Origin of the sequence: Marinobacterium sp. xm-g-48, assembly GCF_013282925.1 — a bacterium.
Classification (GTDB): domain Bacteria; phylum Pseudomonadota; class Gammaproteobacteria; order Pseudomonadales; family Balneatricaceae; genus Marinobacterium_E.
The window spans coordinates 461354-487131 of sequence record NZ_WBYQ01000001.1 but is presented as its reverse complement, the minus strand read 5'-3'; the positions used below and the strand labels follow the sequence as shown (position 1 = coordinate 487131).

The following is a 25778-nucleotide window of genomic DNA, read 5'->3' as shown; positions in this document are numbered from 1 at the left end:
GACACTATGACAAAACCAAAACGACCTAACTTTAGCCCCGAATTTCGTCTAGAATCAGCGCAACTTGTTGTCGATCAAGGATACAAGGTACGAGAGGCTGCTGAAGCAATGGGCGTGGGTAAATCCACCATGGATAAGTGGGTTCGACAGCTGCGAGCAGAGCGTAAAGGAGAATCCCCCAAAGCCACGCCGATGACAGAAGAGCAACGTCGTATTCGAGAGCTGGAGAAGCAGGTAAAGCAGCTTGAGATGGAAAAAGAGATATTAAAAAAGGCTTCAGCTCTCTTGATGTCCGACGAGCTGAAAGGTTTGCGGTAATACGTCGACTTCAAGGGAGCTACTCTGCAACACGACTATGCCATCTATTCGGCGTACACCGTAGCAGTTACAAATACTGGCGGAATTATGCCAAAGGGGAAAACCCTGCTCGCATCCTTTTGAAAGAGAAAGTCAGAGAGGCCTTCAGCATTAGCGAGGGTTCAGCAGGTGCACGAAGTGTAGCAGCTATGGTGACGCTCTCAGGCACACCGCTCAGTCGTTATGTTGCGGGCAAACTGATGTCAGAGTTACAACTGTTTAGTTGCCAGCAACCCAAGCACCGTTATTAGGAAAGCAACACAAGAGCATCCCGTTGCCCCCAATCTGTTGGCAAGACAATTTAAGTCTGCGGCTCCAAACCAGGTATGGTGTGGCGATATTACTTATATCTGGACGGGGCGGCGTTGGGCCTATCTGGCAGTCGTACTGGACTTATATGCTCGCAAACCTGTTGGTTGGGCTTTTTCTCTTAATCCAGATAGTGACCTGACAAGTAAAGCCCTAACGATGGCTTTTGAATTAAGGGGTAGACCTGAAGGCCTACTGTTCCACTCCGATCAGGGCTGCCAGTACACCAGTGTGAAGTATCGTAGGCTACTGTGGCGGCACAAGATAAAACAGAGCATGAGTCGACGCGGCAACTGCTGGGATAATGCTCCAATGGAGCGTTTCTTCCGCAGCTTGAAAGCCGAATGGGTTCCAGAGATAGGTTACGCCTCAATAACAGAGGCTAGGAACTCAATTACTGACTACATCGTTGGATATTACAGCCAGCAAAGGCCGCATCAGCATAACGGGATGTTGCCACCGAATTTGGCAGAAGAAATATACTGGAATGACTACAAAGTGGTGGCCAGTTTTACTTGACCACTACACATCCTCACATGTTCGGATAGTTCGGTCCGCCCATACCCTCTGGCGTTACCCAGCGTATATTCTGAGCCGGATCTTTGATATCGCAGGTTTTGCAATGCAGGCAGTTCTGGGCGTTAATCTGGAAGTGCTGTCCGGCATCATCTTCAACCACTTCGTACACCCCCGCAGGGCAATAACGCTGAGCAGGTTCTGCAAACTTCGGCAGGTTTTGTTGCAACGGCACTGAGCTGTCTTTAAGCTGCAAATGACAAGGCTGATCTTCTTCATGGTTAGTATTCGACAGGAACACTGAACCCAGCTTATCAAAGCTCAACTCACCATCCGGTTTTGGATAGTCAATCGGTGTGCATTCACTGGCCGGCCGTATCTGTGCATAGTCTTCTTTATCATCGTGTAGGGTGACCGGGATCTTGCCGCTAAACAGGTTCTGATCGATAAAGTTAAAGGCACCACCCATAATCGGACCAAACTTATGCAATGCAGGGCCAAAGTTTCGGGAGCGGAACAGCTCATCATAGAGCCATGAACTTTCAAATTTATCGGTGAAGCTGTTAAGTTCTTTACCGCCTTCACATCCCTCAATCAGAGCTTCAAAGATCGTTTCTGCGGCCAGCATGCCGGATTTCATTGCCGTATGCGTGCCTTTAATCTTGGAGAAATTGAGCGTACCGGCATTACAGCCAGCAACAATACCACCCGGGAAGGTCATCTTCGGCAGAGCATTGAAACCACCTTTGGTGATTGCTCGAGCGCCATAAGAAACGCGCTTTCCACCTTCCAGGTACTGTTTCAGTACTGGATGGTGCTTCATGCGCTGGAACTCATCAAATGGACTCAGGTAGGGGTTGCTGTAGTTCAGATCAATGATCAGACCCACTACCACCTGATTACCTTCGGTGTGATAGAGGAAGAAACCGCCACTGGCGCCATCGCTTAAAGGCCAACCTGAACCGTGCAGAACCAGACCTGGCTTGTGATTCTCCGGGTTAATATCCCAAAGTTCTTTAATACCGATGCCGTAATGCTGCGCATCCGCTTCTGAGTCCAGTTCAAACTTCTCGATCAGCTCTTTACCCAGATGACCACGACAGCCTTCTGAGAAGATAGTGTATTTCGCATGCAGTTCCATACCCGGCATATAGCTGTCTTTTTGCTCGCCGGATTCACTGATGCCCATATCACCGGTGGCAATGCCTTTAACACTGCCATCATCGTTGTACAGCACTTCAGCAGCGGCAAAACCCGGGAAGATTTCTACGCCAAGTTGTTCCGCTTGCTCCGCCAACCAGCGGCAAACATTACCCAGGCTGACAATATAGTTACCATGGTTATGCATGGTTTTGGGTACAAACGCATTCGGTACCTGAACGGACTTTTCTTCGTTTTTCAGTAGGAAAATCTGATCTTCTGTGACGAGAGTATTGAGCGGTGCGCCCAGCTCTTTCCAGTCCGGGAACAGCTCATCCAGAGCACGGCTTTCAATCACCGCGCCAGAGAGAATATGGGCGCCCACTTCAGACCCTTTTTCTACTACACAGACAGTCAGTTCCTGCTCTGCTTCGTTTGCCTGTTGCATCAGTCGGCAGGCGGCGGATAAACCCGCCGGGCCTGCACCTACAATAACAACATCAAACTCCATGGATTCGCGCGTTATCTCACTCATCGTAAACCTCACTTATGCTGTTATTGCTTAAAACTGATCTTCAGAAAGCGCCATTACCGCTTCACCACCGCTCTGCATCGCCTTAAGAAGAGCGCCGGTTCTTGGTAATAACTGTTCAGCATAAAAACGCGCACAGACGATTTTACTCTCGAGGAAATCTTTATCTGCATCAGGTGCCCCTAGCTTGCCTTCTGCAATAGCCGCGGACTTCGCCATCAACCAGCCACCGCATAGGTAACCCAGTAACATCATGAAGTTCACGCTGGCAGCGCCTGCTGCAGCGGGGTCTTTAGCTCCTTTATCAAGTACCCACTTACGCGCAACATCAGCATCATCGAGAGCTGAATCTACCGCTTTTACAATAGCGCTCATGGCTTCGGAGTTGATGCCATCCAGATCAGCTTTAATCTCTTCCAGCAATGCAGATAGCGCCGCACCTTTATCTATGAGGGTCTTACGGCCAATCAGATCAAGAGCCTGAATGCCTGTTGTGCCTTCGTAAATGGTCAGGATACGTGCATCACGGTAATGCTGCGCAACCCCGGTTTCCTCAATAAAACCCATACCGCCATGAACCTGCACAGCCAGATAGGTGAGCTCCTGAGACAACTCAGTCATCCAACCCTTTACAATTGGGGTGTAGAGTTCGGTACGTGCATGGTGAATCGCTTTTGTCTCTTCATCCTGCGCATTTTTAGCGCGATCAGCTTCTGCTCGCGCCACATATGCAAGGGCCCGCATTGCCTGAGTACCCGATTTCATCTGCAGTAACATACGACGTACATCCGGGTGTTTAATGATGCTGATGCGAGAACCATCCCGAAGGGTTCCCTGGATACGGTCTTTGGCATACGCCAGCGCATGCTGGTATGCGCGCTCAGATATTGCCAACCCCTGTAATCCTACTGCCTGACGAGCATCGTTCATCATGGTAAACATGCATGCGAGACCATTGTTCTCAGCACCCACCAGATAACCCACTGCACCGCCGTTATCACCAAAACTCATGACACAGGTCGGGCTGCCATGAATACCCAGCTTATGCTCCAGAGCAACAGGGGCCACATCGTTTCTTTGGTCAGTGATATTACCCTCTGCATCCAGCATGAACTTAGGCACAACAAACAGAGAGATACCCTTCACGCCTGCTGGCGCATCCGGTAACCGGGCTAATACCAGATGAGCGATATTGTCTGTCATCTGATGATCACCCCAGGTGATAAAGATTTTTTGTCCGGTGATACGGTAATGATCACCTTCAGGGACGGCTCTGGTTTTCAGAGCGGCCAGATCGGTGCCGGCATCGGGTTCAGTCAGGTTCATGGTACCTGTCCACTCACCGCTGATCAGTTTAGGCAGGTAGGTATTCTGCAACTCTTCGCTACCATGGGTTTCAATCGCTTCAATTGCCCCCTGAGTCAGCAACGGGCAAAGCGCCCAACCAAGGTTTGCAGACTGCCAGATTTCATTCACAGCAACAGACAGTGATAAAGGCAACCCCTGCCCTTCAAATTCCGGGTTGCCCGCCAGAGATGGCCAGCCACCCTCACAAAACTGCTGGTAAGCCTCAGAAAAACCCTCGGTTTGCTGAACATTACCATCAGCAAGGGTTGCACCCTTCAGATCGCCTACCCGGTTAAGTGGGGCCAGTTGCTCTTCGCCCAGCTTAGCCGCTTCATCAAGCACAGCTTCACCAAGGCCTTCAGCGAATTCATCAAGCCCTGCCTGATGACAAATCTGTTCAAGACCCACCAAGTCATTTAATACAAACAATGCATCCTGATAAGGAAAACGATACTCACTCATCGCTCATGTTGCTCCGTTCCTCGCAAGCCTGAATACATTCCGGCCTGCTTTTATTATTCTTCGAAAGCGTTTTTACATTTGGGAAATGCTTAATTCATGATCTTCTCAGAGCACGCCCCAAACAATAACAATTCAAGCCTTATCTACTGACAAAAAAATTCATACGCTATAAAAACTCAGCAATTATAGGCCTCAGCGCGGTTTATGTTTGCTCTAATTGCTGGCAATAGGTGTCACTGCGGCGATATTCACCCGGTGTCATCCCGGTCCATTTTTTGAAGGATCGGAAAAATGCCGATGGCTCCTCAAAGCCCATCAAGCCGGCCACATCATTAATCGAAAGCTGCGGTGAATTCATATAATTCAAAGCTGCCATTTTGCGGCATTCATCCTTAATTTTTTGATAGGAAGTATCTTCCTCAAGTAATCTCCGTCTCAAGGTGGAAAATGACATGTGCAGCCTGTAGGCAATGTCTTCTGCACTCGGCAACTCCTGGCTGAAATCCTTACCAATCAGAGCAACTACCTGAGCCTTCAGACTGGCATCGTCATCTACCATCACAATCAACTGATAAGGGGCCGTTTTCAGAAAGCTTCGCAACGTATCCGGGGTCTGGACGATGGGGTAATCGAGGAATCTTGCTGGGAAAACAATTGCGTTATCGTGCTGATCGAATTTAACTTCAGACTGGAAAACGGTTTTGTATAAGGAGATATCTTCAGGTTCCGGAAATGACAGATAGGCCGCTTTCAAGTCCAGTCGGGCGCCCAGCAACCAACATAAGAAGTGATGCCACATCGACAAAGAGGTCCGAATTTTTTCCGGTGTAGAATCCTTCAACAGTTCCTCCAGATCCATTCCAGAGGCATCAGTAGTGGTGAAAGAAACCTTGGCGTATCGGCCTTTTCTCACCAGAAAAGGTTTGACCTGAGTGCCACGACAAATTTCATGGAAATCACTGGCACGATAGATGGCGTGTTCAAGAGTTTTACAGTGAATCAGGCAATGGCACATCATCCGGAAGGTACCATTAGGCACCTTTCCTCCACTCAACATGCCAAAATATTCATCCTGCGCAATGTAATAGATTCGCTGATACAACAGTCCAAACTTATCCGCCGGAAACTCTGTTTGGGTATCAATCATGCTTGAATCGATACCAACATAGTTCAGCAGTTCATCAACACTATAACCCTGCTCTTCAACCAGTTTCAGTAACTGCCGCACGTAGCCAGCAGGAACCGTTATCTTACGTTCCATTGCTTCTCTAACCTGTTTTTTGTTAACCAGAAACGCACTTCCCATTTTTATTTTTGGCACTTAAGGTCATTTTTTTCAACCCTAAAGAACAAATTTGTTACTAAGCTTGGCGGCAATTGTCATTGAGAACTGTTTTAAGACCGACAATGATTACTAACATCCAAAAACCTGCATATAGAGCTTTAACCCTCTATTTATTCAGTATTTTTGGATGTTTTGACTAAAATCTATAAATATATAGTCAGAACCTTTTAGAAAAATAAGAAGTCAGGTGAACGAAATGGCAATAAAAAACAGGCTTTTGCAGCGCAGCAAAAACCATTCCCCGGTGTTTACACGCCGTCTTCTGCCTCTGCTGGTGGGCACTGCAATCAGCATCAATCAGGCTCAGGCCGTCGAATTTAACCTCGGTGAAATTGAAGGTCGTTTCGATTCACAGATCTCTGTTGGTGCCAGCTGGAGAGCGAAAGATGCTTCTTCCGGACTCGTATCAAGAGGTAATGGTGGTATTAGTGCGGGCTCTGGTAGCTATGATGACGGTAACCAAAATTTTAAGCAGGGTGAAACATTCTCACAGATTGTCAAAGGCGTTCACGACCTAGAGTTAAGCTACGAGAATATGGGTGTTTTCACTCGTGCTAAATACTGGTACGACGCGGAACTAGAATCAGGATCTCGAGCACATGGTCATTCCGCCAACAACTACACCCCTGGTGCAGAACTGGATGACTCGGGCTTTAACGATTACGCTAAGTTTTCTGGTTTTGAACTTTTAGATGCTTATTGGTACGGCGGTTTTGATTTAGGTGAGAAGCCTCTGGATGTGCGAATTGGCCGCCAGGTAGTGAACTGGGGGGAAAGTACCTTCATCCAGGGTGGGTTAAACACAATAAATCCGTTTGATGTAAATGCATTTCGTCGTGCAGGCGCCGAAGTTAAAGAAGGCCTGCTACCTGTCAATATGGCCTTTGCCTCTTTAGGTGTCACAGACAATCTTAGCGTAGAAGGCTTCTATCAAATAAAATGGGAACCGACTGCCGTAGATGGCTGTGGTACATACTTCTCAAATAATGATTTCGGTGCGGAAGGTTGTGACGGCATTCGGGTACAAACAACGGACCCTACCCTTTCTGCACTTCTCGGTATAAATGTTTCTGACCAAACTTACTTTAATTCATTATCAGGCTCAGCCCCATGGGTACTTGCAGGGATTGACCCTGTTGTAAACAGACATGAGGACGGCCGCAGGGAGGCTGATGACGATGGCCAGTTCGGCCTGTCTCTTCGCTATTTTGCAGAAGACCTAAATGCCACAGAATTTGGTTTCTACCTGGCGAAATACCATAGCCGCTTCCCTATCTCCAGTGGCATCAAATCAAATACATCCCCAGCCGATATTGCAGCCAGCTTAGCCCGAACTTACGGGATTAACACACCTACTGCGGCAGCAGTCGTAGCAGCATTTGATTCCGAATACTTTGTTGAATATCCCGAAGATATCAAAATGATTGGCCTGAGTTTCAACACTAACGTTGGGGATGTTGCCTGGTCAGGGGAGATCAGTCACAAGAAAGACGCTCCAGTTCAGATCAACGGCCCCCTTCTGGTAGGTGCGATACTACGCCAGAATGTTCCGGGCGGTATAGGTAACACTGCGGCTGACAATTTGATAGCAAGTACCGCAGCAGGTGGTGAAATTTCAGGCTATACCCCTTTCGATATCACTCAGGTACAGACAAGCTTTATCAAGTTCTATGATCAGGTTCTAGGGGCCAGCCGCCTTGCGCTGATAGGCGAAGCGGCATGGACACATGTACACGGCTTAGACGAAGGCGCAAATGCCCTAAAATATGGACGTAATGGTGCTTATGGATACGCCTCAGGGGATACCGAGGGTTTCGTAACTCAGGATTCTTACGGTTATGTACTGCGTGCAAACCTAAACTATCCCAATGCGTTTGCCGGCGTTAATCTAACCCCTCAGATCAGCTTTAAACATGGCCTTGAAGGCTATGGCCCACAACCAGGTGCAGCATTCAACGAAGATGAAAAAACCCTTGGCCTGAGCCTGACAGCTGATTACTTAAATAAATACAGAGTCCAGCTATCTTATACGGACTACTTTGGCGGTAAGTTCAATTCAATTGAAGACCGCGACTTTATCTCTCTTAGTGCGTCAGTATCGTTCTAAACTCAGTAGTTAATGGAGACAATTTATATGTTTAACACTAAAAAATTACTGCTGAGCACTGCATTATTACTAAGTTCTGGCTCACTCATAGCGGCTACTACAGCTGAACAAGCGGCTGAGCTGGGTGCTTCACTCACGCCTATAGGTGCAGAAAAAGCAGGTAATGCTGCAGGCACGATTCCGGCCTGGAACGGTGGATTGGCTGGCAGCTCTGATCGCTACAACAATCCGTTTGCAGACGAACAACCACTGTTCACGATTACCGCTGCCAATGCAGAACAATACAAAGACAAGCTGACTCCTGGACAGCTGGCGATGCTGAATAAGTATCCTACCTTCAGCATCCCGGTGTACCCGACTCACCGAACTGCGGCGATGCCTCAGGAAGTGTATGACGCGGCCAAAGCCAATGCGACAACGGCACAGCTCACTGATGGTGGTAATGGCCTTCAGGGGTTTAACACTGCCATTCCATTCCCTGTCCCGAACGATGGTTTGGAAGTGATCTGGAACCATATGACCCGCTATCGTGGCGGCGCTTTGGAACGGACCTTTGTGCAGGTTCCGGTGCAGGCTAACGGCAGCTTCACACCGGTGAAAATCAACGAGAAGATGTCCTGGCCAACTCACCTTAAAGGCGGCACAAACCCGGAAAAAGATGCGAACATCCTGTTCTACTTTGTACAACAGGTTAAAGCCCCCGCCCGTCTGACCGGTAACGTACTCTTGGTTCATGAAACCATGAATCAGGTTACACAACCACGACAAGCGTGGACCTACAATGCAGGTCAGCGCAGAGTGCGTCGGGCTCCTCAGATCGCCTATGATGCACCGGGTACTGCCAGCGATGGTCAGCGTACAACCGACAATCTGGACCTGTTTAACGGCGCACCTGACCGTTACAACTGGAATCTGGTTGGCAAACAGGAGCTGTATATCCCATACAACAGTTTCAAGCTTGCAGACCGGGGTCTGAAGTACGAAGACATTCTCAAACCAGGACACCTGAATTCAGAACTCACACGTTATGAATTACACCGAGTCTGGAAAGTGGAAGCTACGCTTAAAGAGGGTGAACGCCATATTTATGCCAAACGTACCTTCTACATTGATGAAGACACTTGGCAGATCGCTGTTGTAGATCACTATGATGGTCGTGGCGAACTATGGCGCGTAGGTGAAGCACACCAGTTCCAGTACCGGGATGCAAACGTACCTTGGTTAACGGCTGAAGCGTTGTACGACCTTCAATCCGGCCGTTATCTGGTTGGTAGTCTGACAAACGAAGAGGGTGATGGTTTCGACTTTACCCAGCGCTTCAAGCATAAAGACTTTACCCCTCAGGCGATCCGTCGACTGGGAAAATAACAAGTTATCTCCAGCAAGGTAACAACAAAAAGCCCTCTCATATGGAGGGCTTTCCATTTGAATTCTGAAGTGTATTAGCTGTAACAGCAGTCTTTGCTGACTTCTTTGCTCACTTGGGTTAAAACTCAATCCTGTTCCAGTGGTTTTTACCATATCCTCTTTCAGGGCTTGTATACATTCCTTGCATTGAGGCATTTCACGACCATAACGTTCCCAGTCGAGTTCTTTTTTTGCCATCGCATCTTGCATGACTTCCTCTAAACACTGGTTACATTCAACCGGGATATCCACACTCGCTTTCATCAACCCACTCCTACTGACGTGATCTAATAATAGTAGACGCTGTGTCAGAAATTTCTTTAGGAGTTTTTCCTAATTAGAACCACTCTCTACCAAAGTCCAAATGGCTGATAGCTGATGACTGATAAACAGGTGACTGGAGAATCGAGGGCAGGCTTATTTTGAAAGCGCTGAATTAATAAGTTCAGCTGTGATTTCCGGGGATTCAAGAGGGAAAAGGTGGCCGCCATCAACAGCAACCAGATTCATTTCAGGAAAGTTGCGTTGCCACCAGCGTTTATCATGACGGTTAAACAAATGACTCTTACGACCGTAGATGACAGTACCGCGTACACGCTTAAGGCACCGGGGTACATCCAGTAAGACATTGCGAAAAACATCCGCTTCGATATCTGCTGAGATGCTCAGCTCAACACCCTGCTCGTTTTCGGTTAAACCGTGTTTGATATAGTCAGCAAAACATGCAGGATGAAAATCTTTGAACAGGCTTTTACCTGCAAAATAAGCTTCCGCTTCTTCACGACTGGCAAACTGAGCCCGCCTTTTAGCGGCTCTTCCGGCAGGAGTAATCCGATCCATAAGGCCCAGGGCCTTACACAGTTTCAAGGCATAACGTTTGCGTTTACTGAATACCACCGGATCGAGCAGGATAACCTGTCTAAAAAGTTCAGGTTTTAACGCAGCGGCTATCAGGGTGACAACAGCTCCGGCTGAATGACCAACCCCAATTACGGGCTTATTATGCTGCTGTTCGATCTCAGCAATCAGTTCCTCCGCGTAATTACGCAGACTGCCATTCAGTGGGTAATCCCCGTGCCCCATCTTTTCAACGCAGCTGACTTCATGCTCAGGTAATAAGCTGAACAAGTGGCCATAGCAACTGCCGGGGAATCCGTTAGCATGGCTGAACTGAATCACTTTTCTGCCTCTGCCGGGTAATTCTGATTAATCAGTAACTGCACCGATGTACGGGCAATATCCTGTAGATCTTCACGGTTTACATAGATACCGTCATTAAATAATCGGCACAAACCATGGATCGAAGCCCAGGCAGACTGAGCAATCCTCAATGCAGGCAAAGAAGGTTCAAAAACGCCCTCGGCTTGCAGCTCTTCAACCCAGTTCAGCAAAACGCGAAAACTGTTTCGGGACACTTCCTGCAATGTTGGCGTAGGTTCTCCGGTTTTCCAGATATCGCGGCCATACATCAGGTCATAAGTTTCGCGTTGCTCATCAGCAAAGCGGATGTAGGTAATCACATAGCGCTCAAACTGCTCTACAGGATTCAGCTCTTTAGCGTTTTCGTTCAAGGCTTCAATCAATTGATCCTGAAGATGGAAGCCCTGTTCTGCTATTGCACAAAGCAGTTCATTTTTGTCTTTAAAGTGATGATAAGGCGCAGTGCGAGAAACGCCGGCCTTGTCCGCAAGTTTGCGGATAGAGAGGCTTTCAACGCCCCCTTCAGCAATCAGATCCGTGGCTACCTGCAACAAGGTAATCCGGAGATCACCGTGGTGATATGGTTTTTTTCTACTGTTCATGGACGCAATCTATCAACCAATCTTGACAGTGTCAAAATAGATCACTATCTTGACACTGTCTAGTTTAATAATAAAAACCTAAACAGGATTGTTTTCAGATGAGCTATAGCTGTTTTAACCTCAACGTTGAGAACCACATTGCCCGGTTAGAATTTAAACGCCCCGAAGCCTGCAACTCCATGAACAGGGACTTCTGGATAGAGTTTCCGGAAGCCATCAGAGCGCTGGATATTGAGGGAGACACCCGGGTACTGGTCATAAGTTCTCAGGGAAAACATTTCTGTTCCGGAATGGATCTGGAGGTTTTTACTCAGCCGGACCAAAACCTGTTCAATGGTGAAGCCGGTCGCAGAGCAGAATCTGTGCGCCGTCTGGTTATGCAACTGCAAGAATGTTTTATGGTGTTGGAAACCGCACGCTTTCCGGTTATATCCGCGATTCAGGGTGGCTGCATAGGCGGCGCTCTGGATCTGGTGTGTGCCACCGATATGCGTTATTGCACTGAGGATGCTTATTTCACTGTAAAAGAGACGGCGCTGGGAATGACTGCAGACCTGGGGACCCTGCAACGTTTACCAGGCCTTATACCGTCTGGGCTCGCCCGAGAACTCGCGTATACCGCACGTAAAATGCATGCTCAGGAAGCTCAAACATCCGGACTGGTAAATCAGACCTTCCCGGATCAGGCATCGATGCTGGATGCAGTAATGGGCATTGCCCAACAGATTGCTGCCCACTCCCCTCTGGCAATCACTGGCACCAAGCAGATGATCAACTATGCTCGGGATCACAGCCTGCATGACAGCCTCAGTTACATGGCTACCTGGCAGTCCGGCATGTTTCAACCTAATGACATGATGCAAAGCTTCAGCGCGAAGGTTTCTGGAAAAGCCGCTGTATTTGAACCATTACGCAAAATAACCCAGCCACTTCAAGCTGCCGACTAAAACAATAACGATAAAGAGATACTAAGAATGACGACAACAGCCTACCCTAATCTTTTACAGCCCCTGGATCTGGGTTTCACAACTCTGAAAAACCGTGTCCTGATGGGTTCTATGCATCTGGGCCTTGAAGAAGCACCCAATGGATTTGAACGTATGGCTGAGTTCTACGCAGAACGTGCCCGTGGTGGCGTCGCCCTGATCGTAACCGGAGGCATAGGTCCAAACAAGGAAGGTGCTGTGCATGGTCATGCTGCGCAAATGGCTTCATCAGAAGATGTAAAAAACCACCGCATCGTGACGGATCGGGTACATCAGGAAGGTGGCAAGATCTGTATGCAGATCCTGCATACGGGCCGCTATGCCTACAACCCTCAGCCAATTGCGCCCTCTGCGATTCAGGCACCGATCAACCCATTCCCACCCAAAGAGCTTTCGGAAGACGATATTGAGCAACAGATCAGAGATTTTGTGAACTGTGCCTCGCTGGCTAAGGAAGCTGGATATGACGGTGTCGAAATTATGGGGTCAGAGGGCTATCTGATTAACCAGTTTATTGCCGCACGCACCAACCAGCGCGATGATGGCTGGGGGGGTGAATATGACCAGCGTATCCGCTTTGCTCTGGAAACCGTTCGAAGGGTGCGTGAAGCCGTCGGTACTGACTTTATCATTATCTACCGCCTTTCCATGCTGGATCTGGTTGAAGGCGGTAGCAGCTACGAAGAGATCGTTCAACTTGGACTGGCGATTGAACAAGCCGGTGCCACCATCATCAATACCGGCATCGGCTGGCATGAAGCCCGCATTCCCACTATTGCCACAAAGGTACCTCGTGCTGCATTCACTTGGGTGACAGCCAAGGTGCGTAAGGCACTTAATGTTCCGGTCATCACCTCAAACCGAATCAATATGCCCGATGTGGCTGAAGAGGTCCTGGCCCGTGGTGATGCGGATATGGTCTCTATGGCCCGTCCGTTTCTGGCAGACCCGGAGTTCGTGCAAAAAGCCGCCGAAAACAGAGCCGATGAGATCAACACCTGCATCGGTTGCAATCAGGCTTGTCTGGATCACGTTTTCGTTGGCAAACTGACTAGCTGCCTGGTTAACCCGCGTGCCTGTCATGAAACAGAACTGGTGATTACCCCAGCCACCGATATTAAGAACATTGCAGTAGTCGGTGCAGGGCCAGCCGGTTTAGCCTTTTCCACCACCGCAGCTCAACGTGGCCACAAAGTCTCTCTGTTTGATGAAGCATCCGAGATCGGCGGCCAGTTTAATATTGCCAAACGCATTCCAGGCAAAGAGGAGTTCTATGAAACCTTGCGTTATTTCGGTAAGCAGATTGAGCTTACGGGAGTAAACCTTCAGCTAAACACTAAAGTAACTGCAGAAACACTTCAGGTAGGCGGATTCGATCAGGTTGTACTTGCCACTGGCATTAGCCCCCGCACCCCGGATATTGAGGGTGTTAACCACCAGAAAGTGCTCAGCTATCTGGATGTTATGAAGGGTGCTGAGGTTGGTCAGAAAGTCGCGGTTATCGGCGCAGGCGGTATTGGTTTTGATATCTCCGAAGTACTGGTGCATCAGGGTGAATCCACCAGCCAGAACATCTCCGCCTTTATGCAAGAATGGGGAGTGGATATGAGCATGAACGCCCGAGGCGGTGTAGAGAACATGAAACCTGTCTTTGAACCGGCTGCTCGAGAGGTGTTCCTGCTGCAACGTAAGAAAAGCAAGGTCGGCAGCGGTCTGGGTAAAACAACCGGCTGGATACATCGTACCGATCTCGCCAAGAAAGGTGTGAAAATGCTCAACAAATGTGAGTACCAGAAGATCGATGATCAGGGCTTACACCTGCTGGTCGATGGCGAACCGCAATTACTGGAAGTTGATAATGTCATTATCTGTGCTGGGCAGGAGCCTAAACGTGATCTGGCTGACCAGATTAAAGATGTGCCGGTCCATCTGATCGGCGGTGCTGATGTGGCTGCGGAGCTGGATGCCAAACGCGCGATTCATCAGGGCACGCAGTTGGCTGCAACAATTTAAACACCCATTCCATCTATAAAGGGCAGCGGTTTTGATCAACCCTGCCCTTTTTTATGACCGTAAACGCCACCTTTTTCCCTATCAATTTTCACAGTAATTCAAGCACCTAAGCAGGGTTTGAAAAATAATGTCATAAAAACTGGTGACTTTTGTTATTGGCGATTCTATACCTAATAAAGCATGATTCAGGTAACCTTTCAGGCAGATCCAGAAAGGCCACCAAATATAAAAATAATTACTGGTTATCAGATGTTCAAAAGAATTACTGGCAGTTCGTTACTGATACTCTGCTCACTATTTACACCTCTATCTTCATCTTCGGCCTCAGAACAACTGACGCCAGATCGCCTGTCTACTTCAGCCCTCACCCGTGAAGGTGCTGAAAAGTCACTGCTGTTATCCGTCGCTAATACAGGCAAAAGACTGGTTGCTGCCGGAGAGCAAGGCGTCATAGTTTACTCGGATGATCAGGGCAAGAAGTGGCAACAGGCATCAGTACCCGCCAGTACACTGCTGACCAGTATTAAATTCACGGATAATCAGACCGGCTGGGCGATTGGTCACGATGGTCTGGTGCTTAAAACCAACGATAGTGGCTCCAGTTGGAAATCCGTTCTTAGCGGTAACGACATTAACCAGTTACGAATCTCGGCTCTTGAGAATCTGCTCGGTTCCATGACGACCGATAACTTCACACCCGAACAGATTGAAGATACCGAATATGCCTTGGATGATGCGGTCATCGCACAGGAAGAAGGACCAACTTCACCCCTGCTGGATATGCTGTTTCTGAATTCCAGCCACGGTTTCCTGGTCGGTGCCTACGGTACGATGCTCGAAACCAGAGATGCAGGACAAAGCTGGCAGTTTATCGGACATATGCTACCGAACCCGGAAGGTTTCCATCTTAACCGCATCTATCAACTTAAATCCGGACGCTTGCTTATTCTCGGTGAAGCCGGGCTTCTGCTCGTCAGTGACGATAAAGGAGAAAGCTGGCTAAACCTTGATTTTCCTTACGATGGTTCCTTCTTCTCAGCAGCAGAATCGGATGCTCTGTACATCATGGGGTTACGCGGCAACACCTTCCGTTTTGATGATCAAAACCAGAACTGGCAAAGAGTTCAGCTGCCGGTCGCAGCCACCATCAACGATGCCATTGTGGTTGAAGATCAGATTATTATGGTCGGTCAGGGCGGCACGCTGTTGCGTCAGGAAGGCACTGGATTTGAGCCTCTGGGTAAACGTCAGCTGCGAACATTTACGTCCCTGACACAGGTGGCTGATTCACTGGTGATTACCGGTGAAACCGGCATTGTGCACCTATCGCTTATTGGTAAGGAGGCTGCACAATGAACAAGCTATCCGCTCTGCTTTTGTGGCCTATCCAGACCAGTGAACGCCTGGCCGAATACTTTCTCTATACACATCGCAAACTGGTACTGGGCCTGTTCCTGATTGCTACTGTGATTCTGGGCTGGCAAGCAAGCCAGATCCGCCCGGATGCCAGCTTTATCAAGATGATCCCATCCTCGCATCCCTATGTTGAGAACTATATCAACTACCGCGATGACCTTGCCGGATTAGGCAACAGTATCCGTGTGGTGGTGGCTGCAAAAGATGGGGATATCTTCACAGCAGAATTTCAGGAAACGTTGAAAAACGTTACCGATGATCTGTTTTTCATTCCCGGTGTCGACCGCTCCGCCCTGAAATCTATCTGGACCCCTAACGTCCGCTGGACCGAGGTTACCGAAGAAGGTTTTGTCGGCGGCCCGGTTATTCCCGCTAAATACGATGGTTCCGCGCAAAGTCTGGAACAGGTACGGACTAACATTCTGCGTTCCGGTCAGGTAGGTATTCTGGTTGCTAACGATTTCCGCTCTGCGATGGTTCAGGTGCCGCTGTTTGATAAGCACCCGGATACCGGTGAACGCCTTAACTACCAGAGCTTTTCGGAACAGGTTGAAGAGCTGATTCGTGACAAATACAGCTCAGACGCCGTCGATATTCACATCACTGGGTTTGCCAAAATCGTCGGTGATCTGATTGATGGTGCGACTGAAGTGGCTCTGTTCTTTGCCGTGGCTATTCTGATTACCCTGGCCCTGCTCTATCTCTACTCCGGCAGTGTTATGGGTACGATTGTGCCACTAATCTGTTCCCTTGCTGCGGTTATCTGGCAGCTGGGGCTGCTCAAAATGCTCGGCTATGGCATCGACCCCTACTCCATGCTTGTGCCGTTTCTGGTCTTTGCCATTGCAGTCAGCCACGGTGTGCAGATTGTAAATACAATCACTCTGGAATCCGCAACCAATGGCGCCGATAAGATTCAGGCATCGCGCCATGCATTTAAAACCATCTATATTCCCGGACTCACAGCCCTGATCTCAGACGGTATTGGGTTTATTACACTGATGGTGATTCAGATTCAGGTGATTCAGGATCTGGCAGTCGCAGCATCGGTTGGTGTTGCAGTAATCGTACTGACCAATCTGATGCTACTGCCACTGCTGATGAGCTATGTAGGTGTGGGTAAAAATGCGATCGCCCGGGCAAAATGCAATATTGCAAAAGAGAACTCTCACTGGCGCATGTTCTCTGTATTCGCCACACCTAAAGGTGCCACCATGGCGATTACCGTTGCCCTGTTTATGCTGGTTGGCGGTTTATACTTCAGTCAAGATCTGAAGATCGGTGATCTGGATAAAGGCGCACCAGAACTACGGCTGGACTCCCGTTACAATCTGGATAACGCCTTTATCACCGACAACTACTCCACTTCCAGCGATGTCTTTGTGGTGATGGTCGCAACTGAAGAGGAACAGTGCAGCAGTTTCCAGACCCTGTCACTGGTTGACCGCTTCCAGTTCTACCTGCAAGGCATTGAAGGGGTGCAATCCAGCATATCCTTAACTGATGTCTCTGAGCGGGTAACTGCGGGCCTTAACGAATGGAACCTGAAATGGCGCTCTGTCAGCCGCAACCAGTTCGTAATCAACGCCTCTCTGGCTTACGTTCCGGCAGGTCTGATGAACAGTAGCTGCTCTCTACTGCCAGTCATCGTTTTCCTGGATGATCACAAAGCCGAGACCCTGAAAACCATCACCGCTGCCGTAGAAGACTTTACCAACAACCATCAGGTTGAAGGTATCGAGTTCCTGATGGCCGCGGGTAAAGCCGGTTTTGAAGCCGCAACTAATGAAGTGATTGAAGACGCCCAGTACGAGATGCTGATCTGGGTATATTCCGTCGTCAGTATTCTCTGCCTGCTGACCTTCCGTTCCATCAGCACCGTGATCTGCATCATCGCGCCACTGGCACTGACATCCGTGCTTTGTCAGGCATTGATGGCCCAACTGGGTATTGGCGTTAAGGTCGCTACTCTGCCCGTCATCGCATTGGGTGTAGGTATTGGTGTCGACTACGGCATCTATATCTATTCGAAGATGAAAACCTACCTGGAACAGGGCCATAGTCTGCCAAACGCTTATCTGGAAACACTGCAAAGCACCGGTAAATCTGTTGCCTTCACCGGCCTTACGTTAGGTATTGGTGTGGTCCTATGGGTACTCTCACCCATCAAATTCCAGGCGGATATGGGTATCCTGCTGACCTTTATGTTTATCTGGAACATGCTGGGTGCGCTGATTCTGTTACCGGCGATTGCCTGCCTGCTAAATCCTTACGGTAAGACGAGCAACAAAGTAGAGCCTTAGAATATTTAGAGTTTAAAGGTGTGCAGGCTGGTGAAAAGAGCAAAATCAAACACGATAGAGTTTGGATAGAAAACCAAACTCCAAATGATTTTGCTCTCCCCTTTATATAAATTTGAATCGCCACTAGTTCTTTAGACACTCAGCAGCCGTTTTTCATATCGGTTTTCATACTCTTTCGGTGATAGCTGATCATTAAAACCATGACATCGTTTGCTGTTGTAAAACAGCTCTATGTATTCAAAGATATCACTGCGTGGATCTTCTCTGGTTGCATAAACCTTGCCGCGGATTCTTTCTGATTCAGTAGTTGGAAAAAGCTCTCAGCAACGGCATTGTCGTGGCAGTTATCTCGTCGGCTCATACTGCCTTTTAGGCCATGTATCTCTAAAAAGGATTGCCAATCATAGCTTGTGTACTGACTTCCCTGACCAGAATGAACGACTACCTCTGACTGAGGATTACGTCGCCATACAGCCATGAGCAACGCATCTAGCACCAGTTGCTTTGTGATACAGGATTGCATTGACCATCCAATCACCCTTCTTGAGAGCAGGTCAACGACAACACCCAAATACAGCCACCTCTCATGGGTTTTGATATAGGTGATATCTGTTACCCAAGCTTTATTAGGGGCAGCGACACTGAATTGCTGCTGTAGTCGGTTCGGAGTAACAATATGAACCTTCAACCCAGCTAACCGCATGAGCCGATAAACTCTATTGGGGCCACAGGTTTCACCATACTCGCGCAGATCACTATGGATCTTCCGATAGCCATACAAACCACCTGACTCCAGCCAGTACTGCTTGATCAATCCAGTGAGCCGTTGATCTGCTGCATAGCGCCTGGAAGAAGGCTGCTTACGCCATGCGTAATACCCACTAGGATGCACATCCAGTAATGAATAGAGCTGGCGTACGGGCCAATCCTTATGATGATCACGGATAAAGGTTTACCTCAATCGGACTGGTTGGCGAAGTACACCGCTTTTTTTAATATATCTCGCTCTTCAGTGACTCGCTTCAGTTCTTTCTTGAGGCGGCGTATCTCTAACTGCTCATCTGACTTCGCTTTATACTCGGCTGAATCGGGGCCGTACTTCTTGACCCAGGCATAAAGGCTGTGGGTTGTAACATCGAGCCGATTAGCCACATCTGCAATGCTGTAGCCTCGGTCAGTGACCTGTTTAACCGCTTCGATTTTGAACTCTTCGGGATAACGTTTGTTGCTCATAAGCACCTCTTTAAAAGCCATTTTCTATGGCTGAGAGGTGTCTAGCAAACTAGTGGCGATGAACTGGGATAATGTAGAGCGCCATTAGCCTTCCTCTTGGATACTGTGGGTAATCCTTACATGAGTGTGAGTTGGTTAAAATTGCTTTCTGATTCTATCGCCTGATTTTAGGCAATATTAAATGAAAAGCCCCGCAAATGCGGGGCAAATAGCGAAAAGCGAGTGTTGCAAGAAAGAGTTAGGGCTGGGTTAAACACGCTCTATGATGGTGGAAATACCCTGGCCCATACCAATACACATGGTCGCCAGACCTAATGTGCCATCGTTCTGTTCCAGTACGTTCATCAGCGTGTTGGTGATACGGGAACCGGAGCAGCCCAGAGGGTGACCCAGTGCAATTGCACCACCTTTGAGGTTTACTTTGTCTTCCATCTTATCGAGCAATTTCAGACCTTTTAGGACAGAGAGGCCTTGTGCTGCAAACGCTTCGTTGAGCTCGACATAGTCGATATCGTCGATGGAGAGACCTGCACGTTTCAGTGCTTTCTGAGTGGCCGGTACCGGGCCGTAACCCATAATGGATGGATCACACCCTGCGACTGCCATGCTCACAATGCGGGCACGTGGCGTCAGGCCCAGCTCTTCTGCTTTGGCTGCTGACATCACCAGCAGTGCTGATGCGCCATCGGAGAAAGCAGAGGATGTACCAGCAGTAACGGTTCCCACTTTAGGCACGAACACTGGCTTGAGGGCACTCAGAGTTTCTACTGTGGTTTCCGGACGGATTACTTCGTCCGCTTCCAGCAGGGATTTAAAGCCGTTTTCATCATGACCTTCTACCGGGATGATTTCGCTGTCCCACAGGCCTTTAAGATGAGCTTCGTGCGCCAGACGATGGGAACGTGCCCCGAACTCATCCTGCATCTCACGGCTGATCCCGTTCATCTTGCCCAGCATTTCTGCGGTTACGCCCATCATCATGGCCGCTTTTGCCACCTGCTTAGACATTTCCGGGTTGATATCCACACCGTGCATGATGGATACGTGACCCATATGCTCCACACCACCGGCGATAAAGATGTCTCCGTTGCCAGTCATGATCGCCTGTGCTGCTGCATGCAACGCTGCCATGGAAGAACCACACAATCGGTTGATGGTCTGCGCTGCTACCGTGTGAGGAATGCCTGCCAGAACAGCAGCGTTACGGCCAATGTTGAAGCCCTGTTCTTTAGTCTGGTTTACACAACCCCACATGATATCTTCGATATCACCGCCTTTAACTGCTGGATTACGATCCAGCAGACCTTTCATTACTGCGGCTGACAATGCTTCGGCACGGACGTTACGGAACGAGCCGTTTTTCGATTTACCCATCGGGGTACGAACACCGTCAACGATTACTACGTCATTTGGTTTTAAGTTCATTTGTCTTACCCCTTAAGCCTGTGCAGTTGCTGGTAGATATGTCTCGCCTGCGGCGGCCATCTTTTTCATTTTCTCTGTTGGCTGATACAACGGCCCCAGAGATTCGTATTTCGCTGCCAGGGCACAGAAGTTATCCAGGCCAAGCTGGTCCAGGTAGTGGAATACACCGCCACGGAATGGAGGGAAACCGATACCGTAGATCAGGCCCATATCGGCTTCTGCCGGGCTGTCTACGATGCCATCTTCGAGGCAACGTACCGTTTCGATGCACAGTGGAATCATCATACGTTCAACGATCTCTTCATCGCTGAATTCGCGGCTTTCTTTGGCAATGCCTTCCAGCAGTGCGGGGACGTCTTCATCAACAATTTTCTTCGGTTTACCTTTGCGGTCCAGCTCGTACTGGTAGAAACCTTTGTTGTTCTTCTGGCCGAAACGCTCCAGTTTGAACATACGGTCGATCACGTTTTCGCCTTCATGGCTCATGCGATCTGGATAACCTACCGCCATCACCGCATCGGCGTGGTGTGCGGTATCGATGCCAACAACGTCGAGCAAATACGCTGGGCCCATTGGCCAGCCGTACCCTTCCATCACTTTGTCGATCTGCCTGAAGTCTGCGCCATCTTCCATCAGGGCCGTAAAGCCACCGAAATACGGGAACAGAATTCGGTTAACCAGGAAGCCTGGGCAGTCATTCACAACAATTGGGGTTTTACCCATCGCTTTTGCATAAGCGACGGTACGCGCAACGGCTGCTTCCGAAGATTTCTCACCGCGGATAACCTCAACCAGCGGCATCTGATGCACGGGGTTAAAGAAGTGCATACCGCAGAAGTTTTCAGGTTTTTTCAGAGCCGTAGCCAGCTCTGTAATCGAGATCGTTGATGTGTTGGAGGTCAGGATCGCGCCTTCCTGTAGCTGTTCTTCAACTTCTGCGAGAACCGCTTTTTTAACCTTAGGATGTTCAACTACCGCTTCAACCACCAGATCAACGTTACCGAAATCACCGTAGTTCAGTGTTGGGGTGATCTTGTTCAGTACGCCTGCCATTTTCATGGCATCCATACGACCGCGGGATACACGTTTGTTCAGCAGTTTAGTGGCTTCATCCAGACCCAGTTGCAGGGCACCCTCGTTAATATCCTTCATCAGGATTGGCGTGCCTTTAACCGCGGATTGATACGCAACACCGCCGCCCATAATACCGGCACCCAGTACGGCAGCCTTGGCAACAGGTTCTGCTTGTTTCTCAAAGCTTTTGCTGACTTTTTTCACATACTGATCTTTAAGGAACAGGCCCACCAGTGATGCGCAGACATCTGTTTTAGCCACTTTGACGAAATTTTTCGCTTCCACTTCGTTGGCTTTTTCACGTGGCAGGTTGGCATGCTTCTGAACCGTTTTCAGAGCTGCCATAGGTGCTGGATAGTGAGGACCCGCCTTACCACCGATGACACCTTTAGCGGATTCAAACGCCATCATCTGCTCAACCTGATTCAGTTTGATCGGGCTCTTCTTCTCATCACGACGGGCCTGATAATCAAACTTGCCGGAAATACAGCCTTTCAACAGATCCAGCGCGGCTTCACGTACCTGTGCTGTGGTCACTACCGCATCAACCGCGCCATCTTTAAGCGCTGCATCGGCACGTTTTTCGACACCTGCGCAGATCCACTCATTCGCGTTATCAACACCGATCAGACGAGGCAGACGAATGGTGCCGCCCCAACCGGGGAAGATACCCAGTTTTACTTCAGGCAGGCCCACTTTGGCCTGATCACCCAGTACTCTGTAATCTGTCGCCAGGGCGACCTCAAACCCACCACCGAGGCAAAGTCCGTTAATTGCTGTAACGGTGGGGGCTTTTAGGTCTTCGATCTGATTTAACAGACCGTGGGTCTCCATTAAACCGGCAATCAGTACATCGTCTTCCTGTGTGAAGAAGCCCATGAACTCGGTGATATCGGCACCGACAATAAAACTCTCTTTGGCGCTGGTAAAAATAACGCCCTGCAGGTCATCAATCGCCTGCAATACAGCCACGGCTTCATGCAGTTCTGCAGTGGTGGTACGGTCAAGTTTGTTAACGGCATCATCTTTGCGGTCAAAAACCACTTCGTAGATTCCGTTTTCGACCGGCTGAACCTGAATCGATTTTCCTTCGAAAAGCATCTAAGTTGCTCCGTCTATTTTTTATTTTTGGCCTCGGTATAACGAGGCTCTTTGATATTAATGAAGGGCTTACAACTTGCCCTCTAACTCGGGTACTGCCTCAAAGAGGTCTGCCACCAGACCATAATCTGCCACCTGGAAGATTGGGGCTTCTTCATCTTTGTTGATCGCAACAATGATTTTGGAATCCTTCATACCTGCCAGGTGCTGAATGGCACCGGAGATACCCACCGCGATGTACAGATCCGGCGCAACCATCTTGCCGGTCTGACCTACCTGCATATCGTTAGGAACAAAACCTGCGTCAACTGCGGCTCGGGATGCACCCACCGCAGCGCCGAGTTTGTCTGCCACTTTGTAAAGCAGGTCAAAGTTCTCGCCGTTGCCCATACCGCGACCACCAGACACCACTACGGATGCAGCAGTCAGTTCCGGACGGTCACTCTCTGCCAGTTCTTCACCGACAAAGCTTGAGATGCCCGCATCACAGGATTCACCTACAGTTGAGATTTCAGCTGAGCCGCCGCTGTTTTCAACCGCATCAAAAGCGGTACCGCGCACGGTAATGACTTTGACAGCATCAGCGGACTGCACAGTGGAAATTGCGTTACCTGCATAGATTGGGCGTTTGAACGTATCTTCCGACTCTACAGAGATAATGTCGGAGATCTGGTTTACATCCAGCAGCGCAGCAACCCGTGGTAGGAAGTTCTTTCCGGTTGTAGTAGCAGACGCCAGAATGTGGCTGTAATCTGCAGCAATGCTCAGAACCAGTTTGCTGACATTTTCTGCCAGCTGATGTTCATATGCCGGGCTATCCGCAGTGAGTACTTTGCTTACTGCAGGAATCTGTGCCGCTGTATCTGCCACAGCACCACAACCGCTACCCGCCACCAGTAGGTGCACGTCACCGCCAATTGCTTGTGCTGCCGCCAGTGTATTTAAGGTAACTGGTTTAAGTTCTTTGTTATCGTGTTCAGCTATTACCAACGTAGTCATCACTCAACCTCCTTAAATCACTTTTGCTTCGTTGCGCAGTTTCTCGACCAGCTCATCCACCGAGCCGACCTTAATGCCTGCCTGACGTTCTGCAGGTGGCTCTACGCGAAGCAGAGTGATATTACTGCCGACACTGACACCCAGATCATCCGGGCTCAGTACTTCCAGAGGTTTACGTTTTGCTTTCATGATATTTGGCAAGGCTGCATAACGTGGCTCGTTAAGACGCAGGTCTGTAGTCACAATGGCTGGCATGGCCAATTCAACTGTTTGCAGGCCGCCATCGACTTCACGGGTTACCTGAACACTGTCACCCGATACGTTAACTTCAGAGGCGAACGTACCTTGTGGACGATCCAGAAGCGCAGCCAACATCTGACCGGTCTGGTTATTGTCTGAATCGATCGCCTGTTTGCCCAGAATCACCAGGCCTGGTGCTTCTTTCTCAACGACTTTTTCCAAGAGCTTGGCAACGGAAAGTGAATCCGGTGCATCTTCAGTCTCGATACGAATACCGCGGTCAGCACCCAGTGCCAGTGCAGTTCGAATCTGCTCTTCACAGCTTTTGCTACCAATAGAAACCACAACAACTTCATCCGCAGTGCCCGCCTCTTTAAGACGTACTGCTTCTTCCACTGCGATTTCACAGAAAGGGTTCAGGGCCATTTTTACATTGGCCAGATCAACATCACTGCTATCTGCTTTAACGCGCACTTTGACGTTGTAATCTATGACACGCTTTACAGCGACCAGTACTTTCATAACTGCCTCTTCTATTTCTTATCCGGCTGTTGTTTTTAGTTATGTTTAAATACTAGTTGCGGACCAAAATTCAACAATGACAAAAAGCAGCTACATAACTGACAAAAAATGGCATTAAGCAACAAAGCCTCGTAAATAGTGGCTTACAGAGGCGTTTACAAACAAACAAAAACAATCAAAAAACACCAAAAAAGGCAGAAAGGTCTGCACAGCAACATCTGCTGCTGGCAGATAAAGTATGAAAAGTCAGAAAAACGAGGGCTGTTGGTTGCTATCTTTATCGCTATAGCTGGCAATAGCGTAGCGGTTTCGGCCGTTATCCTTAGCGACATAAAGCGCCTTATAAACGGAAATATTCACTGAAAAATAAATAAGTTAGGGAAACAGAAAAGGGGCTGTTGCCCCTTTATGATTTCTGTAAAAAAGCCATAAACGCCTGACACGCTTCGTCCGAAAACAGTCTCTCGTAAAATACCTCAAGCTCTTCATCAATCACAGCAAGCAGGTTTTCCTGATACTGCTTTTTCATCAGACGCTTGGATTCCAGAACCGCCTCTTTGGGTAAACGAGCCAGCGCTTGTGCTCTTTCTCTGGCAACCTCGAGATAGGTTTCAACTTCGGCTATCACATTTACTAAACCGCTCTGTTGTGCTTTTTGTGCACCAAACGGGCGGCCTTCAACCAGGAGTTCAAAAGCCTGCCTCTGGCCTAACATCGAAGGGATGATCAAAGTCGCTCCGGCTTCAGGAACCAAACCCAGATGTACAAAAGGCATCTGGCATTTGAGATCCTCAGAGGCGATCACCAGATCACAGTGCATCATCATGGTGGTTCCAATACCAACCGCATTGCCCTGAACAGCCGCCATGAGAGGTTTATTATAGGTGGCTATATGATGCAGAAAACTGACCACGCCTTTCAGATTTTCGCGGGAACCCATACCTGAAACGAAATCCTGAATATCATTTCCGGCACAGAAGCTTTGTCCCTCTCCCCGCAACAGGACCACTCTGACATTTTCATCCGTAGCGGCCTGCTCCAGATAGGATACGGCCTGTTCGTACATATTCAGGGTAATCGCGTTTTTTTTATCCGGTCGATTCAGCGCAATCTCAGCGACACCATCGTCCACCGTGTATAGA

The 25778-nt window shown here is 48.9% G+C and carries 16 protein-coding genes and 2 pseudogenes; 7 read left to right on the top strand and 11 right to left on the bottom strand.

Translation table 11 applies throughout. The features are described 5' to 3' along the window. The first annotated feature begins 6 nt into the window (after positions 1-6). A pseudogene (locus XMG48_RS02475) lies at positions 7-1185 on the top strand (IS3 family transposase). Between the two features lie 13 nt (positions 1186-1198). Here the strand turns inward: XMG48_RS02475 and XMG48_RS02470 are convergent. From XMG48_RS02470 to XMG48_RS02460, 3 genes are all read right to left on the bottom strand, one after another. Next, positions 1199-2857, bottom strand: coding sequence for an electron transfer flavoprotein-ubiquinone oxidoreductase (locus XMG48_RS02470; protein ID WP_217361981.1), 1659 nt, complete (start codon positions 2855-2857; stop codon positions 1199-1201). A gap of 27 nt (positions 2858-2884) precedes the next feature. Next, complete coding sequence (locus tag XMG48_RS02465; protein WP_173480470.1) at positions 2885-4663, bottom strand: acyl-CoA dehydrogenase; 1779 nt, start codon at positions 4661-4663, stop codon at positions 2885-2887. Between the two features lie 202 nt (positions 4664-4865). Beyond that, the gene (locus tag XMG48_RS02460; protein ID WP_173480469.1) at positions 4866-5924 is read right to left on the bottom strand and encodes an AraC family transcriptional regulator; all 1059 of its coding nucleotides are present in this window, start codon (positions 5922-5924) and stop codon (positions 4866-4868) included. 280 nt (positions 5925-6204) lie between these two features. On the opposite strand from XMG48_RS02460, the gene XMG48_RS02455 reads away from it, so the two are divergent. Together XMG48_RS02455 and XMG48_RS02450 are read left to right on the top strand one after the other, a co-directional pair. Next, complete coding sequence (locus XMG48_RS02455) at positions 6205-8115, top strand: DUF1302 domain-containing protein (protein WP_173480468.1); 1911 nt, start codon at positions 6205-6207, stop codon at positions 8113-8115. 27 nt (positions 8116-8142) lie between these two features. Further along, positions 8143-9483: a DUF1329 domain-containing protein gene (locus XMG48_RS02450; protein ID WP_173480467.1), complete on the top strand. Its 1341-nt coding sequence runs from the start codon at positions 8143-8145 to the stop codon at positions 9481-9483. A gap of 456 nt (positions 9484-9939) precedes the next feature. On the opposite strand, the gene XMG48_RS02445 is transcribed toward XMG48_RS02450, so the two are convergent. Further along, complete coding sequence (locus XMG48_RS02445; protein ID WP_173480466.1) at positions 9940-10701, bottom strand: alpha/beta fold hydrolase; 762 nt, start codon at positions 10699-10701, stop codon at positions 9940-9942. Then, positions 10698-11324 carry a TetR/AcrR family transcriptional regulator gene (locus XMG48_RS02440; RefSeq protein WP_173480465.1) on the bottom strand — a complete coding sequence of 209 codons (627 nt, stop codon included), beginning with the start codon at positions 11322-11324 and terminating at the stop codon, positions 10698-10700. Before XMG48_RS02440 ends, XMG48_RS02445 begins: the two co-directional genes overlap by 4 nt. Positions 11325-11422: 98 nt before the next feature. Here XMG48_RS02440 and XMG48_RS02435 point away from each other — a divergent pair, with 98 nt between their 5' ends. The 4 genes from XMG48_RS02435 to XMG48_RS02420 all read left to right on the top strand — a co-directional run bounded on the left by XMG48_RS02435 (position 11423) and on the right by XMG48_RS02420 (position 18042). Then, positions 11423-12271, top strand: coding sequence for a crotonase/enoyl-CoA hydratase family protein (locus tag XMG48_RS02435; RefSeq protein ID WP_173480464.1), 849 nt, complete (start codon positions 11423-11425; stop codon positions 12269-12271). A 27-nt stretch (positions 12272-12298) separates the two neighbouring features. Then, entirely contained in the window at positions 12299-14323 is a 2025-nt protein-coding gene (locus XMG48_RS02430; protein WP_173480463.1) for an FAD-dependent oxidoreductase, read from the top strand. A gap of 249 nt (positions 14324-14572) precedes the next feature. Next, positions 14573-15679, top strand: coding sequence for a YCF48-related protein (locus XMG48_RS02425; RefSeq protein WP_173480462.1), 1107 nt, complete (start codon positions 14573-14575; stop codon positions 15677-15679). Then, the gene (locus XMG48_RS02420; RefSeq protein ID WP_173480461.1) at positions 15676-18042 is read left to right on the top strand and encodes an RND family transporter; all 2367 of its coding nucleotides are present in this window, start codon (positions 15676-15678) and stop codon (positions 18040-18042) included. The genes XMG48_RS02425 and XMG48_RS02420 overlap by 4 nt, the downstream gene beginning before the upstream one ends. Positions 18043-18173: 131 nt before the next feature. Here the strand turns inward: XMG48_RS02420 and XMG48_RS02415 are convergent. From XMG48_RS02415 to XMG48_RS02390, 6 genes and pseudogenes are all read right to left on the bottom strand, one after another. After that, a pseudogene (locus XMG48_RS02415) lies at positions 18174-19275 on the bottom strand (IS3 family transposase). Positions 19276-19524: 249 nt separating this feature from the next. Then, positions 19525-20700, bottom strand: coding sequence for an acetyl-CoA C-acyltransferase FadA (gene fadA, locus XMG48_RS02410; RefSeq protein WP_173480460.1), 1176 nt, complete (start codon positions 20698-20700; stop codon positions 19525-19527). A 12-nt stretch (positions 20701-20712) separates the two neighbouring features. Next, positions 20713-22875, bottom strand: coding sequence for a fatty acid oxidation complex subunit alpha FadB (gene fadB, locus XMG48_RS02405; RefSeq protein ID WP_173480459.1), 2163 nt, complete (start codon positions 22873-22875; stop codon positions 20713-20715). Positions 22876-22944: 69 nt separating this feature from the next. Next, positions 22945-23874 carry an electron transfer flavoprotein subunit alpha/FixB family protein gene (locus XMG48_RS02400; RefSeq protein ID WP_173480458.1) on the bottom strand — a complete coding sequence of 310 codons (930 nt, stop codon included), beginning with the start codon at positions 23872-23874 and terminating at the stop codon, positions 22945-22947. Positions 23875-23886: 12 nt separating this feature from the next. Beyond that, the gene (locus XMG48_RS02395) at positions 23887-24636 is read right to left on the bottom strand and encodes an electron transfer flavoprotein subunit beta/FixA family protein (RefSeq protein WP_173480457.1); all 750 of its coding nucleotides are present in this window, start codon (positions 24634-24636) and stop codon (positions 23887-23889) included. 406 nt (positions 24637-25042) lie between these two features. Next, complete coding sequence (locus XMG48_RS02390; protein ID WP_371731416.1) at positions 25043-25768, bottom strand: enoyl-CoA hydratase-related protein; 726 nt, start codon at positions 25766-25768, stop codon at positions 25043-25045. Between the last annotated feature and the right edge of the window lie 10 nt (positions 25769-25778).

Excerpts from the sequence above, each read along its gene's own strand:
- XMG48_RS02400 (WP_173480458.1), bottom strand. The coding sequence starts at position 23,874 with ATGACTACGTTGGTAATAGCTGAACACGATAACAAAGAACTTAAACCA.
- XMG48_RS02470 (WP_217361981.1), bottom strand. The coding sequence starts at position 2,857 with ATGAGTGAGATAACGCGCGAATCCATGGAGTTTGATGTTGTTATTGTA.
- XMG48_RS02440 (WP_173480465.1), bottom strand. The coding sequence starts at position 11,324 with ATGAACAGTAGAAAAAAACCATATCACCACGGTGATCTCCGGATTACC.
- XMG48_RS02430 (WP_173480463.1), top strand. The coding sequence starts at position 12,299 with ATGACGACAACAGCCTACCCTAATCTTTTACAGCCCCTGGATCTGGGT.
- XMG48_RS02395 (WP_173480457.1), bottom strand. The coding sequence starts at position 24,636 with ATGAAAGTACTGGTCGCTGTAAAGCGTGTCATAGATTACAACGTCAAA.
- fadA (WP_173480460.1), bottom strand. The coding sequence starts at position 20,700 with ATGAACTTAAAACCAAATGACGTAGTAATCGTTGACGGTGTTCGTACC.
- XMG48_RS02420 (WP_173480461.1), top strand. The coding sequence starts at position 15,676 with ATGAACAAGCTATCCGCTCTGCTTTTGTGGCCTATCCAGACCAGTGAA.
- XMG48_RS02450 (WP_173480467.1), top strand. The coding sequence starts at position 8,143 with ATGTTTAACACTAAAAAATTACTGCTGAGCACTGCATTATTACTAAGT.
- XMG48_RS02460 (WP_173480469.1), bottom strand. The coding sequence starts at position 5,924 with ATGGAACGTAAGATAACGGTTCCTGCTGGCTACGTGCGGCAGTTACTG.
- XMG48_RS02465 (WP_173480470.1), bottom strand. The coding sequence starts at position 4,663 with ATGAGTGAGTATCGTTTTCCTTATCAGGATGCATTGTTTGTATTAAAT.
- XMG48_RS02425 (WP_173480462.1), top strand. The coding sequence starts at position 14,573 with ATGTTCAAAAGAATTACTGGCAGTTCGTTACTGATACTCTGCTCACTA.
- XMG48_RS02455 (WP_173480468.1), top strand. The coding sequence starts at position 6,205 with ATGGCAATAAAAAACAGGCTTTTGCAGCGCAGCAAAAACCATTCCCCG.
- XMG48_RS02435 (WP_173480464.1), top strand. The coding sequence starts at position 11,423 with ATGAGCTATAGCTGTTTTAACCTCAACGTTGAGAACCACATTGCCCGG.
- fadB (WP_173480459.1), bottom strand. The coding sequence starts at position 22,875 with ATGCTTTTCGAAGGAAAATCGATTCAGGTTCAGCCGGTCGAAAACGGA.